We start from the raw sequence: 17,095 nt of genomic DNA, 5'->3' as shown, positions 1-17,095 counted from the left end.
TCGACCGTACCGCGTCGCCGCCCACTTGATGGCGCGTCGCTTCAACGTCTTCAGTTGAGCGGTCAATTTTTCGTCCGGCTTGCGCGGCATCGGCAGTAAGTCGTACCGGCCTGCTGGTGATGTCGGAAAACGCCGGAATCAGCATACGCCGATGTTCGCCAAAAAAATAAATCGCGCTACGTGTCCGAAACTGTCGCGTTGCAGGCAGCCCCGTCGGCACGCGCGTTGCGTGGCGTGCGGCGAGAATTCGAGCGACCTCGTGATACAGCGCTCGAAATGAGGTTGGCGCGATCGCCCGCCACTGCAACGCGTGATCTGGGTCAAAATATCGACTGGCGGTGCGGTGATTGCGCGCACATTCCGTTACCTCGTTCGCGATCGAGTTAGCGTAGCGCGATCAACGCGTATCGAGGTTGAAGGAGAGCCGAAATGCCTGACGTCCGGCAACACCGCTCGTGCGCCATCCATGCACGCGAGCGCGCAGATTCCGCGAGTTGCAATCACAACCGCGCCTCGCCTCGCGCTGCGAGCAAGCGTCGCACGGCGGCGCTGCGCGCAACGCTGGTCATCACATTCGCGGTCGCCGCGACGGCCGCGTGCTCGACTGGGGCCGAGCGCATCGTTGCGCAGCCTCCGGGTCAACAGACGTGCAATGTGGCCGGCAAGTTTTGCGACACGTTTTTCGGACCTTGACGAAACGCGCGCCAACGCCTGAGCCGCGCCGGCGCGCGAGACCACAAGGAATCGATGACCTGTTCCTGCGGGGTAGTCATCTGATGCATTGTCGAAAGCCCGCGCTGGCGTGTTCACCCGACGTCGTTGCTGCGCGGAACTTCGCTGCCTATTTCCGCGCCAGTGGTCGGATCGCTCGACGGGTCCGAGCGCAGACGCGTCGCCATCGCGGTGAGCGCGGATTCCTGTTGCGCTTCGAGGCCGACCGACGCGCTGCCATCGCCGCCATCCACCGCCGGTTCACCGTTTTGTATCGTGAGACCGGTGCCGCTGTTCCACGGTGCGTTGATCACCGCTCCGTTGTGCGACATCTTGTAGTAGACGCTCGCGAATTGCTGTGTCGGCGGCAGCTTGCCCGGAGGGAAATTTGGCGTGATCGCATACAGCGCTTTCTCGAACGACTTCTGATGCGCGACTTCGCGAGTCATCAGAAAACCGAGCGCCTCGCGCACGCCCGCATCGTCGGTCACGTTGATCAGCCGTTCATAGATGATCTTCGCGCGCGCTTCCGCGGCGATGTTCGAGCGCAGGTCCGCGGTCGGCTCGCCGATCGTGTCGATGTACGCGGCGCTCCACGGTACGCCGCCCGAGTTCGTCAGCGGCGGTCCGCCGCCGTACAGCACCTGGGTAATGTGACTGTCGTTGCCCGCGCCGTTCAGCCTGCGGTAAAGCTCGGCCTGCTGCTCGACCGCTTCGGCGAGTTCCCCTTTCGCGCCGCGGTTCAACATCGCGACGATCGAGCCGATGATCTCGAGGCGGCTCAGCTCTTCGGTTGCGATATCGAACAGCATGTCCTTGCGCCCTGGATCTTCTTCCGCAACGGCCTGCGTGAAGTAGCGCATCGCGGCGGCCAGTTCGCCTTGCGGACCGCCGAACTGCTCCAGCATCAGATTCGCAAGACCGGGATGGGTCGTGCCGACGCGAACCGTGTATTGCAGCCGTTTGTTGTGCATAAACATCGTGACCTCCATTCGAGTTGGATACTGTGGGCCGTCCATCCCCCGTGCCACGCGTGCGGCGCGCCGTTCGTCGTGAGCGGCGCGCCGTTCGCCGCGCACGCTGCGTTCCCGGTCGGATCGAGTGGCGTCGTCAGCGAACCGGCGATGGCGTGCACGGCCGCCGATGTCGGCCACATCACGCGGCGCGCGCATCGTCAAGGGCGTGTCCGAGGTCTTCAGCATATGGACAGCCGGCATTGGTTGGAGCAGCATGGTCGCGTGGATAGGCTACGAGCAGCGGGCAAATGCTGTCCGAGCGCGCATGTGTGCGAGGGCGATAACCCAGATACCCGCACTGCGGTAACGACGCTCTTTCGAGTTGCGTGCGCGAGCCAGGCAACAATCCGTCCTAATGCAGGAGGAAAGAAATGCTGACGCAGAGAACCAAGGACATCGTAAAAGCCACGGCCCCGGTTCTGGCCGCGCACGGCTACACGATCATTCAACGCTTTTACAGGCGGTTGTTCGAGGCGCATCCCGAGCTGAAGAACGTATTCAATATGGCGCACCAGGAGCAGGGACAGCAGCAGGAAGCGCTCGCCCGAGCCGTATACGCGTACGCCGAGAACATCGAGGATCCGGGCAGTCTCGCCGCGGTGCTGCGCAATATCGCCAACAAGCACGCGAGCCTCGACGTCAAAGCGGAGCACTATCCGATCGTCGGTGAACATCTGCTTGGCGCGATCAGGGACGTGCTCGGCGAGGCCGCGACCGACGACATCATTTCCGCGTGGGCGCAGGCCTACGGCAATCTCGCGGACGTGCTGATGGGCCTGGAAGCCGAATTGCGCGAGACGCGCACGGCGCAGATCGGCGGCTGGACCGGATGGCGCACGTTCGTCGTCAAGGAAAAGCGGCCCGAAAGCAGCGTCATCACATCGTTCATTCTTGAACCGAAGGACGGACAGCCGGTCGTCAACTTCGAGCCGGGCCAGTACATCGGGATTGCCGTCGATGTGCCCGCGCTCGGCCTGCAGCAGATCCGTCAATACAGTTTGTCCGACGTGCCGAACGGCCATACCTATCGGATTTCCGTCAAGCGCGAGAGTGGCGAGGCGGGCCGCCCGCCGGGCTATGTGTCCTCGCTGCTGCACGATCACGTGAACGTCGGCGACGAGGTGAGACTGGCGGCACCGTACGGCACTTTCTACATCGACGTGCATGCGAAGACGCCGATCGTGCTGATCAGCGGCGGCGTCGGTCTCACGCCGATGGTCAGCATGTTGAAGCGCGCGATTCAGGACCCGCAGCGGCGCGTGGTGTTCATTCACGGTGCGCGCAACGGCGCGGTGCACGCGATGCGCGATCGTCTGCAGCAGACCGTCGCCACCCAGCCGAATTTCCACGCGATCGTGTTCTACGACGCGCCGCTCGGCACCGACGTGCAGGGCCGCGACTTCGACTACGCGGGTTTCATCGACCTCGGCAAGCTGCGCGACGAGATTTTGCTGCCCGACGCCGACTACTACATCTGCGGTCCGGTTCCTTTCATGCGACTGCAGCACGACGCACTGAAAAACATGGACATTCACGAGTCGAAGATCCACTACGAGGTGTTCGGCCCGGATCTGTTCGCTGAATGACGCATCCCATCGTGCCGCGCGACGGCGCTCGCGCCGTCTGCGGCGGCACGATGATTCGATAGCGGAAGCGACAAGCGGGGATGCAGTCACCGTGATCGGGAGTGCCGCATGAAAGTGCATCATCTGAACTGCATTTCGACCTGCCCGCTGTGCGGCAAGCTGTTTAACGGGCACCCCGATTCGTTGATCCGCCGTGGTCATCTGACTTGCCATTGTCTGCTCGTCGAAAGTTCGGCTGGGCTCGTGCTGGTCGATACCGGTTTCGGTCTGCGCGATGTTGCCGATCCCTGTTCGCGCCTGAGCAAATTCTTCCTACGGATGCTGAAGCCTGAGTTCCGAAACGAAATGACGGCGATCAGGCAGATCGAGCGGCTCGGTTTCGACCCGCGCGACGTGCGGCACATCGTGATGACGCACCTCGATTTCGACCATGCGGGCGGGCTCGACGACTTTCCGCGCGCGGCGGTGCACATGCTCGCGAGCGAGCGCCAATACGCGGCGCAGCAGAAGACGTGGCTGGACCGGCAGCGTTTCCGGCCGCAGCAGTGGTCGTATCAGAACATGTGGCGCGTGCATTCGCCGCAATACACCGAACGTTGGGAAGGCTTCGCCAAGGTCCATCCGATCGAGGAGCTCGCGAGCGAAATCGCGCTCGTGCCGCTGCGAGGACATACCTATGGTCACGCGGGCGTCGCGGTGCACGGCGAGGGCGGCTGGCTACTGCTCGCGGGCGACGCCTACTTCGACAACGGCGAGCTCGACCCGGCGCGTCCGCATTGCGCACCCGGTTTGCGCTTCTACCAGTGGATGCTCGCAAAGGACCGCGCCGCACGACTGTACAACCAGCGCCGTCTGCGCGACCTGGCGAAGCGGGCGAGTCCCGCGTTGACGATTTTTTGCAGCCACGACGTCGACGAATTCGAGCGGCTCGCGGGCCGTTCGGTGGCGGTGCCGGCGGAGCAGATGGCGTGATGCTCGCAAGCTGGCGACAACGCCCGGTGTTAGAGAGCTGGTCGCTTTTTTTGCGCGAGGCATTTCATCGATCCGGCCGCCGCAGCAGCGCGGCCGCGAGCAGGCCGGCGCCGAGCGCCACATAGACATTGCCGAGCGAGCGGCGCGACAGATGCGCCTCGAAACCCGGCGTGAGCCGGTCGGGCACCACCTTGTAGTCGACGACATACGCGCTCGCCACGGTCGCGGCGGCGGCTGCCGCAGTGGCGCCGGGTCGTCGCGACGGGGCGGGGCCGGCCATTCGATCGACGAGCGCCTCGAACATCACCGCCCAGAAGATCGCAGCCGCCTGATGGATCGTGAAGCCGGTCACCGTATGGCGGATGCTGAAGTCGCGTTCACGCAGCGCGCGTTGCGGCCACAGGCAGTGGGTGACGGCATTGATCGGCGCGAACGCGCTGCCCGATGCGTCGGTGGATGCCGCCGCGGCTGTCGCCGCCGACAGGCAGCCGGCCAACAGACCGGACGGGACGGCTCGGCGTAGCGTCGCACAGGTGGCCTGATACCACGGCGAAGCGTTTTTGTACTCTAGCGTCTTCATGGCAGGGCTCCGGTTCGGGCGCGTGAGCGCTCGCCCGTGATCGCGGACAGAGGTATGCGGAGGAGCAGCATGGCGCGTTCCGCGCGAACGATGCCATGCATCACGCGATTTCGGCCTTCACGAAGCTCGCCATGAACGTGCGGGTCGTGCCGTCGGGAAACAGCACCGCGACCTGTTCGTCAGTTGCGAACACCACATGGCCCGAACCGTATTTGCGCACGCGGACAGCGTCGCCGCGGCCGAAGCGCGGCTTCCCGCTGGCGTGGCGCGGCAGCTTTTTATCGTCCGGTGCGCTCCGTTGCGCTTCGAGCGTTGCCGCCAGCGGATTCAGGCAGTTGTCGCAGGTGCCGCAGCGCTCGAAACCCTGCGCATCGCCGAAATACTCGAGCATCACGCGCCATCGACAGCCGCCGGTTTGCGCGTAGTCGATCATCTGTTGTAGTGCATCGCGATCGCGTTTCGCGAACTGCGCGTAGCGTTCGACCGCGGCCTCGATCGCACGGTCCTCGCCACTGCCGGGGCCAAGGTCGCGGCCGACCTCGCGTAGCCGATACCGCTGCAGCCGGTCGCGCGATACGTGCCGCGAGTCGGTCAGCATCTTCAGCGCGACGGTGAGCTTGTTGCGGCCGACGTCCGGCACCGCGTCCAGCAGCTCGCGCGCCGTCACGCCAGGACCGGGCGATTTCGTGTGCTGCGCGAGCGCGTCGCAGATGCGGCGCAGCAGCGCCGCATCGGGATAGCGACCCAGCGCCAGAAACTGTTGCACGCGTCGATCGTTCAGATCGAACAGCAGCTCGCAGCGCGCGACCTTGCCATCTCGTCCCGCGCGGCCGCTTTCCTGGTAGTAAGCATCGATGCTGCCCGGCATCTGGTAATGGACGACGAAGCGGATATCGGGGATATCGACACCCATCCCGAACGCGTTGGTCGAGATCACCACGCGCACGTCGCCCGACACAAAGCGCTCCTGCGCGTCGTGCCGCTCTCGCGCGGGCATACGGCCGTGATAGCAGGCCGTGGCGACTTCCCAGCCGCGCACCGTCGCCGCCAGTCGTTCGGCTTCGCGCACGGTCGCCGTATAGACAATGCCTCTGCCGGTCTCGCTCGCGAGCAGCGCACGCAACGCGGCAGTCTTTGCTTCTCGCGCGCGCGTCGACGCCCGCTGGCGCCCGCCCGCGACCGACACCTGCGTGACCCGATAGTGAAGATTGTCGCGATACACGCCGGTGTTCACGATGCACGGCTCGCGAAGACCGAGAGAGCGCACGATGTCGTCGCGGATGTCCGCCGTCGCCGTCGCGGTCAGCGCGAGAATGGGCGGCTTGCCGAGCGCCTTGACGGCATCGACGATGCGCAGGAACGCCGGGCGGAAGTCGTGCCCCCACTGCGACACGCAATGCGCTTCGTCGACGACGACGAGTTCGATGCGCTGACGCGAGCGCGCGTGCAAGGCGTCGATCAGCTCCGGCCGCGTCAGTTGCTCGGGCGTGACGAACACAATGCCGCGGCGCGCGCCGCGTAACGCTTCGTAGGTCGCGCGCAGTTCGGCGGCCGGCACCGTGCTATTGATCCGCCAGGCGTCGACGCCGGCCTCGCGCAGTTTGTCGAACTGGTCTTTCATCAGCGCGATCAGCGGCGACACGACGAGCGTCCAGCCATCGAGATGCAACGCCGGCAACTGGTAGCACAGCGATTTGCCCGCGCCGGTGGGCATCACGGCGAGCGTGTCGCGCCGTTCGAGCACGCTGCGGATGATGTCCCGTTGGCCGGGGCGCAGCCGGCTGATCCCGAACACCTCGCGCAGCGTCCGGCGCATCGCGTTCAGACGGGCGGACGTGTCGCGCGTGGCGGGGGTGTCGGTCATGAAAGTTGGCGGTCGGCTTGCGCCGCGGTGAGTAAGCCTGCGGCGCAGCAAACACCGTACCGCGCCGAGGCGCCGCGGCCGGGAATGCGATGTGCTGATTCGTGATGACGTGACATTGATGGCCAAACGGGTGGACTCGTGAGCAAGCAACAGAAAAGCGACGCGCACCCGTACGCATCGGGCGGATGGGGGTCGCTCAAGGCGGTTGCGACGATCCTGCTGCAGGAAAAAGCCCTGCTGAAGGATAGTCAGGTCCTGATGCATCAGAACAAACCCGACGGCTTCATGTGCGTCAGCTGTTCGTGGGCGAAGCCAGCCGATCCGCATACGTTCGAGTTCTGCGAGAGCGGCGCGAAAGCCACCGCGTGGGATCTCACGGCCAAACGCGTAACGCCCGATTTCTTCGAAGTCCACACGGTCAGCGAGCTCGCGAAATGGCACGACCACGACGATCGCTTCAGAGGTATCAAGGGTTCGCGCATGGTGATCCTGATGAATCCGGCCGACATGGCCAAACGCGGACTCGCGCAGGGCGCGCGCATCGCCCTCGAGACGATCGCGGACGACGGCGTCGAGCGCCGCGTCGACGGACTGACCGTCGTGCCGTTCGACGTGCCGCAAGGATGCATCGGCGGCTATTACCCGGAGTGCAATCCGCTGCTGCCGCTGTGGCACTACGCGAAGGAGAGCAAGGTGCCGGGCGCGAAGTCGATTCCGGTGCGGGTCTCGGCGGGCACGCGGTAATTGGCACGGCGGGGAGGTGTGCCAGCGCTTTGCGCGCGGGAATTGGCGTGCCGAACGGGGACCGAAGCGGCGCAGAACCGCTGGACTTGGGAAGATGAAAGTAGATACAAAGAGGCCGGCGTCGTTACCTGTGCCGGCCGTCAATTACACCCGGGCAGCGCGTGAAGGGCATGATAAGCGCGTGCCCATCTCCATCATAGTCGGGCCAGCGGCGCGTGACGTGCGCGTCGCGTGTTGGTAACCCATGAGTTTCGTACGAGGCGGTACTTACAGATTTAGTTGCGCGAGCGGACCAAAACTGCGGCTTTGCGAACTTCAACAACTGAAGTGGCATGCACCGCGCCAGGCGGTCGCAGCGACCCGCTTATGGCGTCGACGATCACCTGTTTTTAACTGGCCATTCAACCGGTTGAACTCGCAACTCAACCGAGTCGAACGCGAGTAACTTTACCGTCCGCATCGTCGGGCGCAACTTTCTTGATGTCACTTCCGACCCAACGTTCTTCAGAAGATTTCAGATGCGATCGCATCGCCGCTTCTGCGGCAATAGGGTCGCCTGCTTGCAGTGCATGCAGGACTTTTTCGTGCTCCTCAACCGCAGCCATCCATGTGGCTGTATTTTCGGCGAGTTCGCTAATCCTCGCCCCGATCGGATCGCGCCTCGCGTCAAACAGATTGGCCACATAGCGGCTCAACACCGTATTGCCGGCCGCTTCCGCAATGATCAGATGGAACTGTCGGTCCGGTTCCAGAGGAGATTTGTTGGCAGAGGCGAGGCGATGCATCGCATCCACGCTGCGCCGCAACCGGTCCAGAGATGTGGCCGTAAGCCGCGTACTGGCGAGCACGACGAGGCTGCCTTCGATCACGGCACGCGCCTGCATGATTTCCGTCGGACTTTCGCCTAGCACAGCCAGCGATCCTTCACTTTCGGTTGCGGTTTCGCGCACATAGACGCCCGACCCTATGCGGGTCTCGACGCTGCCGCCGATTTCCAGTGCGATCAACGCCTCGCGCAGAGACGGACGCGAAACACCCAGTTGCTGCGACAAATCGCGCTCGGCCGGCAGTCTCGACCCCGGAGGGAAATCGCCTCCGTGGATGAGGCCGCGAATCTGGTCGGCGACCAATTGGTAAAGCCGCTTTGGCTCGGTCTGTTTCATCTTACTGTCGGAAGGAAAAATATGGCTCGATCGTCTGATCGACCGGCGATCAAGTCTAGCACGCAAGCGCGACAACGTTTTCCGCACATTTGACAGGAGGGATACGGGTTTGTACTCAGTAAGGCCAATCTGGATATAACGAAAATTGGCTTGACCAAACGGGCCTTTTATTCTCTAATCTGCCTCAGATTGGCCTGACCAACATCAGCGCCGTAGTCAAAGAAGGAGACACGCGTGACAGATTTGAGCGCTGAACTGGCCCCGCGCGCGGTGGACGGCTTCGCTTCGAAGGAACCCCCGGAGCTATTGAAACTCAGCGGGCTGGGGAAGCGATTTCCCGGTGTCGTTGCACTGGAGGGCGTGCACTTCGAATTGCGCCGCGGCGAAGTGCACGCGATTTGCGGCGAAAACGGCGCCGGCAAGTCGACCCTGATGAAAATCGTCAGCGGCCAATACCAGCCCGATGCCGGCACGATCGTTTTTCGCGGCATGGAAAGGCGGTTCGCATCTTCACTCGAGGCACAGGAAGCAGGCATTGCGATCATTCACCAGGAACTGAATCTGGTGCCCCACCTGTCGATTGCGGAAAACATCTACCTGGCACGCGAGCCCAAACGCGGACCGTTCATCGATCGCGTACGACTGAATGGCAACGCCCAGAGCGCGCTCGCCCGCATTGGATTGTCGTTGCCGCCCACCAGGCTGGTGGGGACGCTGTCGATCGCCCAACAACAGATGGTCGAAATCGCCAAGGCTCTCTCGCTCGACGCCCAGGTGCTGATCATGGACGAACCCACTTCGTCGCTCACCGAATCCGAAACCATGCACCTGTTCCGGATGATCAAGGAGTTGCGCGAGAGCGGGGTCGGCATTGTCTACATCTCTCATCGTCTGGACGAAATGAAGCAGATCGTCGACCGCGTCACGGTGCTGCGCGATGGACATCACATCTCAACGGACGATTTCGCGGCGACCAGCATGGATGAGATCGTTGCGCGGATGGTCGGCCGGGCGTTGAATGATGCATACCCGCCGCGCCGCTCGGTCCCGACGCAGGACGTGCTGCTGCGTGTCGACAATCTGTCGCGCGCACCGGCATTTGGGCCGGTTTCGTTCGAACTGAGGCGAGGCGAAATTCTCGGCTTCGCCGGTTTGATGGGCGCAGGGCGGACCGAAGTCGCACGGGCGATTTTTGGCGCTGACCAACCGGACCGCGGCGAGATTCATATCGGGAGCGAGCGCGTCTCGATCCGCTCACCTATCGACGCGATTCGCCATGGCATCGCGTATCTGTCGGAAGACCGCAAGAGCGACGGCCTCGCGCTGAAGATGCCGGTCGCGACCAACATCACGCTGGCCAATATCGAGGCGGTGTCGGGGCGCGCCGGCTTCATCCGTTTCGCCGAAGAAGCGGCCACCGCACGGCATTACGTCGAAACGCTCGGCATCCGCACGCCGACGGTCCATCAATTCACGCGCAACCTGTCCGGTGGCAATCAGCAGAAGGTTGTCATCGGCAAATGGCTGTTTCGCGAATCGAAGATTCTGTTTTTCGACGAGCCCACGCGCGGCATCGATGTCGGCGCGAAATACGCGATCTACACGCTGATGGATCAGCTCGCCGCGCAGGGCATTGGCGTCGTGCTGATCAGTTCGGAATTGCCCGAAATCCTCGGCATGTCCGATCGCGTTGCGGTATTCCACGAAGGCCGGATCGCCACGATCCTGGAGACGCGCCACACCAGCCAGGAAGAAATCATGCACTTTGCATCGGGACGGAATCATGCTTGAAATAACATCCGAACAGAGCACTACTGTCGACACCAGCGCGAAGCTCCGGCGCCGCGACCTGATCCAGAAATTCGCCGCGCTCGGCAGTCTGATCATGCTGGTGGTCGTCTTTTCATCGACCAGTTCCGCGTTCTTCTCGGTCGAAAACGGCATGACGGTCGCCTTGCAGGTGACGTCGATTGCCTATCTCGGTGTGGCGGCAACCTGCGTGATCATTACGGGTGGAATCGACCTGTCCGTGGGTTCCGTGCTCGCGCTGTCCGGTGTCGTCGCCGCGTTGCTCGTCAAAGCGGGGGTGCCGATTCCTCTCGGCATGTTCGGCGGCGTGGTGGTGGGCGGCCTGTGCGGGCTCGTCAATGGCCTGTGCGTCACACGCATGGGTCTGCCGCCCTTTATCGCCACGCTCGGCATGATGCTGGTCGCGCGCGGTCTCGCGCTTCAGATCACGGGTGCGCGCCCGGTTTCGGGACTCGGCGACGCGTTCGGCGAACTCGGAAACGGCGCATTGTTCCGCATCTCGCATATCGGAGCAGATGGGTTCCCCGATACGGTATTTCCGGGGATTCCGTACCCCGTGATCATCATGGTCGTGCTGGCGGTGGCCGTGTCGATCATGCTGACGCGCACCTCGCTCGGCCGGCACATCTACGCGGTCGGATCCAATGCCGAAGCCGCACGGCTCTCCGGCGTCAATGTCCGACGCGTCACCTTATTTACCTATGTGCTGTCCGGCGTACTCGCCGGTCTGACGGGTTGCGTGCTGATGTCGCGCCTCGTCACCGCGCAACCAAACGAAGGCGTCATGTACGAGCTCGATGCGATCGCGAGTGCCGTGATTGGCGGGACGTCCCTGATGGGCGGCGTGGGCACGATCTCCGGTACGGCCATCGGTGCGTTCGTCATCGGCGTGCTGCGCAACGGCCTGAACATGAACGGCGTATCGAGTTTCGTCCAGCAAATCATTATCGGACTGGTCATTCTCGGCACAGTCTGGATCGACCAGGTCAGAAATCGTCGATAAAGCACATCGAATGATGGCATTCGAGAAGTCCAACAAAGCAGTGCAATCACCAACCCAAGGAGTGAGACATGAGGAAGACGTATCTGGCATTGGCCGCCGCACTTTTGACCGCAGTGACGGCGCACGCGAATGCGGCGGGCGGAGAGATCGCCGTGATCGTCAAGACGGCCAACTCGAATTTCTGGCAGAACGTGCAAAAGGGCGCAACGGAGGGCATGAAAGGGCTGAACGGCTACACGATGACGTTTCAGGGACCGGCGACCGAGTCAGCCGTGGCCGACGAGGTCAATATGGTCGAGAACGCGGTGAACCGGCATGTCGCGGGGATCGTGCTCGCGCCGTCCGATCCCGACGCACTGGTCCCGGCAATGAAGAAGGCCTGGGAGGCAAAAATTCCGGTCGTGCTGATCGATTCGCTCGTGTCCGATTCCGGCAAGCAGTATTACCAGTCGTTCCTCTCGACCGATAACGCCAAGGCCGGTGAGTTGTGCGCGAAAGCAATGATCGACCGTGTTGGACAGACGGGGAAAGTCGCCGTGATGTCGTATGTCGCCGGCGCGGGTTCTGAGATCGGCCGCGTGGGCGGTTTCCGGAAGTATCTCGAACAGCACTCGAAACTCCAGATTGTCGGACCGTTCTACTCGCAGTCACAGATGGCGACCGCGCTCAATCAGACGACCGACGTGCTGTCGGCCAACCCGGATCTGAAGGGCATCTTCGGTGCGAACGAACCGACCGCCGTGGGGATGGGGCGCGCGTTGGCGCAGTCCGGGAAAGCGGGCAAGATCGTCGCGATCGGCTTTGACGGCAACCAGGACCTCCAGGGCTTCGTCAAGGATGGAACGATCCAGGCCATCGCTGTTCAGGGCTCGTATCAGATGGGCTACAAAGGCGTCAAAACGGCGGTGGATGTGATCGAACACAAGCCGGTTACGAAACAACTGGATACCGGTGTCGTGATGGTCGAGAAGGACAACATCGATCAGCCCGTCGCGAAGAACGTGTTGTATTGAAGCGCGGCGCGGACGACGCCAGACGGCGTTGTCCGCCCTTGAGGACTGCGCCGTTCAGGACGCGCTGTAAGGCGTTGAACATCCAGCAACGAATCCCTGGAAACGGAATTCCTGATGAAAGCAAGTGATCTGCGTGATCTGTCACGCGGCGCAGTGCAACTGAGCGCACTGGGTATGGGCTGTTCGCAACTTGGCGGCTTGTATCGCACGATGCCGCCGGAACAGGCGCGTGCGCTGATGGACGAAGCGCGGTCGCTCGGTCTGCGCTATTTCGACACGGCGCCGTTCTACGGGTACACGCTTTCGGAACGCCGCGTGGGCGACGCGTTGTCAGCACGGCCACGCAACGAGTTCGTGCTGAGTACGAAAGTCGGCAGGCTTCTTCGGCCAGATCCGACGGTCGAGGCCGGCGATGACGGCTGGGCCGAACCGCTCCCTTTCCGACCGCATTACGACTATAGCTTCGACGGCGTAATGCGGTCTTTCGAAGACAGCCAGCAGCGTCTCGGTATTGCGCAGATCGATCTGCTGTATGTGCACGACATCGGTCGAATGACACATGGGGATGCAAACGTCGAATTCTGGAAACAGCTGACAGACGGAGGCGGCTTCCGCGCACTCGACACGCTGCGTAGCGCAGGGCAGGTCAAAGCCATCGGCCTCGGCGTGAACGAGTGGCAGGTTGTACATGAAGCCATGCAGGAGATACAGCTCGATGTGACGTTACTGGCGGGCCGCTATACGCTCCTCGAACAGGATTGTCTGTCGCCGTTCCTCGACAATTGCGTACGGCATGGGAATTCGATCGTGGCCGGCGGTGTGTTCAATTCTGGCGTGCTGGCAGGTAACGGCAAGTTCAATTATGGGGACGCGCCCGCGGGTGTCGTGTCGCGTGTCAACCGGCTGGCTGAGGTTTGCCGCGAATTCGAGGTTCCGCTACCCGCTGCGGCACTGCAGTTTCCGCTTGCGCATCCTGCGGTTGTGTCGTGCGTGGTGGGCGCGCGCAGTGTCGAACAACTCCGGCAGAACGTCGCGTGGTTTGAGCAGGCGCTGCCAGCCGGATTGTGGCAGGAGCTGAAGTCGGGCGGTCTGATTGCGGACACCGCACCTGTGCCGAAGGTGGTCCAGTGAGCCTGCGTATCGACGCACATCACCATTTCTGGCACCTCGCGGCGCGTGCGGGGCATTGGCCTCCTGCCACCCTCGGGCCGATCTATCGCGACTTCGGACCAGCCGATTTTGAACCGCTGCTGGAGCAATGCGGCATCGACGGAACCGTCCTGGTCCAGTCCTTACCGGACAGCCAGGACACCGGGTTTCTGCTCGAACTGGCGGAGCGTCACTCTTTTATCCGTGGCGTGGTGGGATGGGCCGACCTGAAAGCACCGCACGCGCCGCAAACGATCGATGCTTTGGCCCGCCACCCGAAGCTGAAAGCGCTGCGGCCGATGTTGCAGGATCTTGCCGACGACAACTGGATCGACGGCCCGGCATTGCGACCGGCGATTACCGCGATGCTCGCGAACGACCTTGCATTTGATGCGCTGGTCGTCCCGCGTCAGCTCCCCGGATTGGTCGCATTCGCGAGGCGTTATCCCGGTCTGCGGATTGTTATAGATCATGCAGCCAAGCCACTGATCGCTATCAGGCAACTGGAGCCGTGGCGAAGCGCCATGAACGATCTGGCCAAACTCGAAAACGTACATTGCAAGCTTTCCGGCTTATGGACAGAAGCGCCGCCGGAGACCGACTTCGCCGCTTTCGAGCCCTACGTCGAAACGCTATTCCGACTGTTCGGCACGCATCGTCTTCTGTGGGGAAGCGACTGGCCGGTCCAGCGGCTCGCAACACATTTCGGAGGCTACGCCGGGTGGCTCGCCGCCTGTGAAAAATACTGTGACCAATATGCCCGCAATGAGGACAAAGACGCTGTATTCGGCGGCAACGCTTATCGCTTCTACCGGCTCGAAGAATAGGGAGAGTGTGATGCAACGAATGGGAATGGTCATCGGCATCGATCCGCAGTACATCGACGAATACAAACGCCTGCATGCGCAGGTGTGGCCGACGGTGCTCGATCGCCTGAAACGCTCGAATGTCACCCGCTATTCGATTTTCCTGCGGGAGCCCGAGAACCTGTTGTTCGGTTACTGGGAATACGTCGGAACTGACTATGAAAGCGATATGGCGGAGATTGCGAGCGACCCCGAAACACAACGTTGGTGGAGCCTGTGCGGTCCGTGCCAGAAACCGTTGCCGACTCGTGCGCCGCCGGAACACTGGGCACAGATGGAAGAGGTCTTTTACCTCGAATAGGTGTCGTCGCGACATCGCACTCGTTTGACCTCGCCATAAAGAGACAAATTAACCGAGCCCGCATCGAAGCCGCATCATGGCTTCGAGGGTTCTGTACCTGAAAGAGGAAACCTGATGCTCACCGTTATTTGTCAAACTCCCGGCGTACTGCGCTCCGAGACGCGCTCAATGCCATTGCGAGAGCGCGGCGAAGTGTTGCTACGAGTGCGACGCGTCGGCGTATGCGGCACTGACCTGCACATCTTTACCGGCAACCAGCCATTTCTGGCGTACCCCCGCGTGATGGGACATGAACTGTCGGGGACGGTCGAAGAAGCAGATGCGGATTCCGGCCTGGCCGTCGGCGACCCGGTCTACGTGATGCCCTACCTGTCATGCGGTCAGTGCATTGCTTGCAGGAACGGCAAAACGAACTGCTGCGTGAACATTCAGGTATTGGGTGTGCATCGCGATGGCGCACTGACGGAGTATCTAAGTTTGCCGCGTCAGTTCGTTCACAAGGCTGAAGGAATCACGCTCGATCAGGCGGCAATGATCGAGTTTCTCGCCATCGGCGCGCACGCGGTTCGCCGCGCAGAAGTTCAGACTGGACAGCGCGTGCTGGTAGTCGGTGCCGGTCCGATCGGTATGGCCGCAATGATCTTTTCACGTCTGCGCGGGGCCACGGTAACGGCGCTCGATACACGGCTCGATCGTCTGAACTTCTGCGCTGAGAAAATCGAAGTGGCGGCTACCGTGCAACTCGGTGATACTGACGTCAACGAACTGACGAAACTCACCGACGGCGAATTCTTCGATGTGGTCTTCGATGCGACGGGTAATCCGGCTGCCATGGAGCGTGGCTTCGAGTTTATTGCGCACGGCGGGAAATACGTGCTGATTTCCGTGGTGAGAGACAAGATCACGTTCTCCGATCCCGAGTTCCACAAGCGCGAAGCCACCCTGATCGGAAGCCGCAATGCGACTGCGGAAGATTTCGAAACGGTGCTCAGGGCCATGCGTGCCGGTCAGGTGCCCGATGCGGCACTCAACACGCACCGGATGAAACTTGCCGAAGTTCCCGCGGAATTTTCGAAACTGCTCGAACCGTCCGCAGGCGTAGTGAAAGCGATCATCGAATGCTGACAACGACGCAGATCGGGTATTAGCCATGAGCCAGCCAATTCTCCAGTTCGGCACCAGCCGCTTTCTTCAGGCGCATGTCGACCTGTTTGTTTCGGACGCCATGGCGCGCGGTGCCGCGCTCGGTGGCATCACAGTCGTGCAGACGACCAGCAGCGAGTCCAGTCAGAAGCGTATTGCAGCGCTGGCAGAAGGCGGACGATATCCGGTACGGATTCGAGGTATGCGTCACGGAGTGCAGGTGGACGAGATGCTGAGCGGCAACGCGGTGCGCGCGGCATGGCACGCCGGGACTCACTGGAAACAGGTGCGAGATGCCGTATCGGAACATGTCGAAGTGATTGTTTCCAATACGGGAGACAGGGGATTCCGGCTTGATGACCGGGATACCGCAGCGCTCGTGAATCATCCGGAGCGCGTGCCACATAGCTTCCCGGCCAAGCTGCTGGTGCTGCTTCATGCCCGTTGGGAAAGGAATCCCGATGCGCCGCTCTCCCTTTTTCCGTGCGAACTCGTGGTCAATAACGGCGATACGCTGCGCGAACTGGTTGTGACTCTCGCGAAAAATTGGCGGCTGCCGGAGCCATTTACTACCTTTCTTCGAACGCGTTGCATATGGGCCAATTCGCTCGTCGACCGCATCGTTTCACAGGCGATTGAACCGGTAGGCGCGGTTGCGGAACCGTATGCGCTCTGGGCGATTGAGCAGCAGCCGGGACTGGTTTTACCCTGCACTCATGAGAACATCGTTTTGACTAACGACCTGCAGCACTTCGAGCGTCTGAAGCTGTTCCTGCTCAATCTCGGTCACAGCTATCTGGCCGAGCGCTGGCTGGAGGACCGCAGGCCGGCTGACGAGACCGTATGTCAGGCAATGAACGACCCGATACTGCGCGCTAGCCTGGAAACCGTCTGGGCGGAAGATGTAGTTCCGACATTTGCGGCCTTAGGTCAGCGCGATCAGGCTCTCGCCTACCTCGTCGAGTTACGCGATCGCCTACTCAATCCGTTTCTCGAGCACCGGATAGCGGACATCGCGCAGAATCACACAGAAAAATTGCAGCGGCGTTTTCTGCCGCTCGTGCAACTTGCCGATAAACTCGGCGTGAGTCCTGGACCGCTGCGAATACGAGCGACGCTGGAGCGTGTCGCATCGGTTTAGGAAACTGCGTCGGGAAAGTTATCGGCTGCTTTAC

15 protein-coding genes are annotated in these 17,095 nt (G+C 62.0%); 11 read left to right on the top strand and 4 right to left on the bottom strand.

Annotation, left to right across the window (positions count from 1 at the left end):
* Positions 1 to 806: 806 nt before the first annotated feature.
* On the bottom strand, positions 807 to 1,691 hold the full coding sequence (locus OKW43_RS34035; protein WP_429452741.1) for a manganese catalase family protein: 885 nt from the start codon (positions 1,689 to 1,691) through the stop codon (positions 807 to 809).
* Positions 1,692 to 2,098: 407 nt separating this feature from the next.
* Between OKW43_RS34035 and hmpA the strand changes: the two genes are divergently transcribed.
* Both hmpA and OKW43_RS34025 read left to right on the top strand, forming a co-directional pair.
* Positions 2,099 to 3,313, top strand: a complete 1,215-nt coding sequence (gene hmpA / locus OKW43_RS34030) for an NO-inducible flavohemoprotein (protein ID WP_429452739.1) — start codon at positions 2,099 to 2,101, stop codon at positions 3,311 to 3,313.
* 108 nt (positions 3,314 to 3,421) lie between these two features.
* Entirely contained in the window at positions 3,422 to 4,285 is an 864-nt protein-coding gene (locus OKW43_RS34025) for an MBL fold metallo-hydrolase (RefSeq protein ID WP_429452737.1), read from the top strand.
* 64 nt (positions 4,286 to 4,349) lie between these two features.
* Here OKW43_RS34025 and OKW43_RS34020 read toward each other — a convergent pair whose 3' ends face one another.
* Together OKW43_RS34020 and OKW43_RS34015 are read right to left on the bottom strand one after the other, a co-directional pair.
* Positions 4,350 to 4,865 (bottom strand): hypothetical protein, encoded by a 516-nt coding sequence (locus OKW43_RS34020; protein ID WP_429452735.1) that lies wholly within the window; start codon positions 4,863 to 4,865, stop codon positions 4,350 to 4,352.
* A gap of 100 nt (positions 4,866 to 4,965) precedes the next feature.
* The gene (locus OKW43_RS34015; protein WP_429452733.1) at positions 4,966 to 6,729 is read right to left on the bottom strand and encodes a RecQ family ATP-dependent DNA helicase; all 1,764 of its coding nucleotides are present in this window, start codon (positions 6,727 to 6,729) and stop codon (positions 4,966 to 4,968) included.
* A gap of 138 nt (positions 6,730 to 6,867) precedes the next feature.
* Here OKW43_RS34015 and OKW43_RS34010 point away from each other — a divergent pair, with 138 nt between their 5' ends.
* A complete protein-coding gene (locus tag OKW43_RS34010; RefSeq protein WP_429452731.1) occupies positions 6,868 to 7,473 on the top strand; it encodes a hypothetical protein in 606 nt (201 codons plus the stop codon).
* Positions 7,474 to 7,895: 422 nt separating this feature from the next.
* Here the strand turns inward: OKW43_RS34010 and OKW43_RS34005 are convergent, their stop codons facing one another.
* The gene (locus OKW43_RS34005) at positions 7,896 to 8,636 is read right to left on the bottom strand and encodes a FadR/GntR family transcriptional regulator (protein ID WP_187634619.1); all 741 of its coding nucleotides are present in this window, start codon (positions 8,634 to 8,636) and stop codon (positions 7,896 to 7,898) included.
* 243 nt (positions 8,637 to 8,879) lie between these two features.
* Between OKW43_RS34005 and OKW43_RS34000 the strand changes: the two genes are divergently transcribed.
* From OKW43_RS34000 to OKW43_RS33965, 8 genes are all read left to right on the top strand, one after another.
* On the top strand, positions 8,880 to 10,427 hold the full coding sequence (locus OKW43_RS34000; protein ID WP_429454716.1) for a sugar ABC transporter ATP-binding protein: 1,548 nt from the start codon (positions 8,880 to 8,882) through the stop codon (positions 10,425 to 10,427).
* Entirely contained in the window at positions 10,420 to 11,448 is a 1,029-nt protein-coding gene (locus OKW43_RS33995) for an ABC transporter permease (protein ID WP_187634618.1), read from the top strand. The genes OKW43_RS34000 and OKW43_RS33995 overlap by 8 nt, the downstream gene beginning before the upstream one ends.
* Before the next feature lie 68 nt (positions 11,449 to 11,516).
* Entirely contained in the window at positions 11,517 to 12,461 is a 945-nt protein-coding gene (locus OKW43_RS33990) for an ABC transporter substrate-binding protein (RefSeq protein ID WP_429452728.1), read from the top strand.
* A gap of 114 nt (positions 12,462 to 12,575) precedes the next feature.
* Entirely contained in the window at positions 12,576 to 13,592 is a 1,017-nt protein-coding gene (locus OKW43_RS33985; protein ID WP_429452726.1) for an aldo/keto reductase, read from the top strand.
* Entirely contained in the window at positions 13,589 to 14,437 is an 849-nt protein-coding gene (locus OKW43_RS33980) for an amidohydrolase family protein (RefSeq protein ID WP_187634615.1), read from the top strand. The genes OKW43_RS33985 and OKW43_RS33980 overlap by 4 nt, the downstream gene beginning before the upstream one ends.
* 25 nt (positions 14,438 to 14,462) lie before the next feature.
* Positions 14,463 to 14,777, top strand: a complete 315-nt coding sequence (locus tag OKW43_RS33975) for an L-rhamnose mutarotase (RefSeq protein ID WP_429452724.1) — start codon at positions 14,463 to 14,465, stop codon at positions 14,775 to 14,777.
* 114 nt (positions 14,778 to 14,891) lie between these two features.
* Positions 14,892 to 15,902: a zinc-binding alcohol dehydrogenase family protein gene (locus OKW43_RS33970; protein WP_429452722.1), complete on the top strand. Its 1,011-nt coding sequence runs from the start codon at positions 14,892 to 14,894 to the stop codon at positions 15,900 to 15,902.
* Positions 15,903 to 15,927: 25 nt separating this feature from the next.
* Complete coding sequence (locus OKW43_RS33965; RefSeq protein ID WP_187634612.1) at positions 15,928 to 17,061, top strand: mannitol dehydrogenase family protein; 1,134 nt, start codon at positions 15,928 to 15,930, stop codon at positions 17,059 to 17,061.
* Positions 17,062 to 17,095 lie beyond the last annotated feature (34 nt).

Source organism: Paraburkholderia sp. WC7.3g (assembly GCF_050436345.1).
Lineage (GTDB): Bacteria > Pseudomonadota > Gammaproteobacteria > Burkholderiales > Burkholderiaceae > Paraburkholderia > Paraburkholderia podalyriae.
Note: the sequence above shows the minus strand (reverse complement) of the source record. Positions and strands in the feature narration are given on the sequence as shown.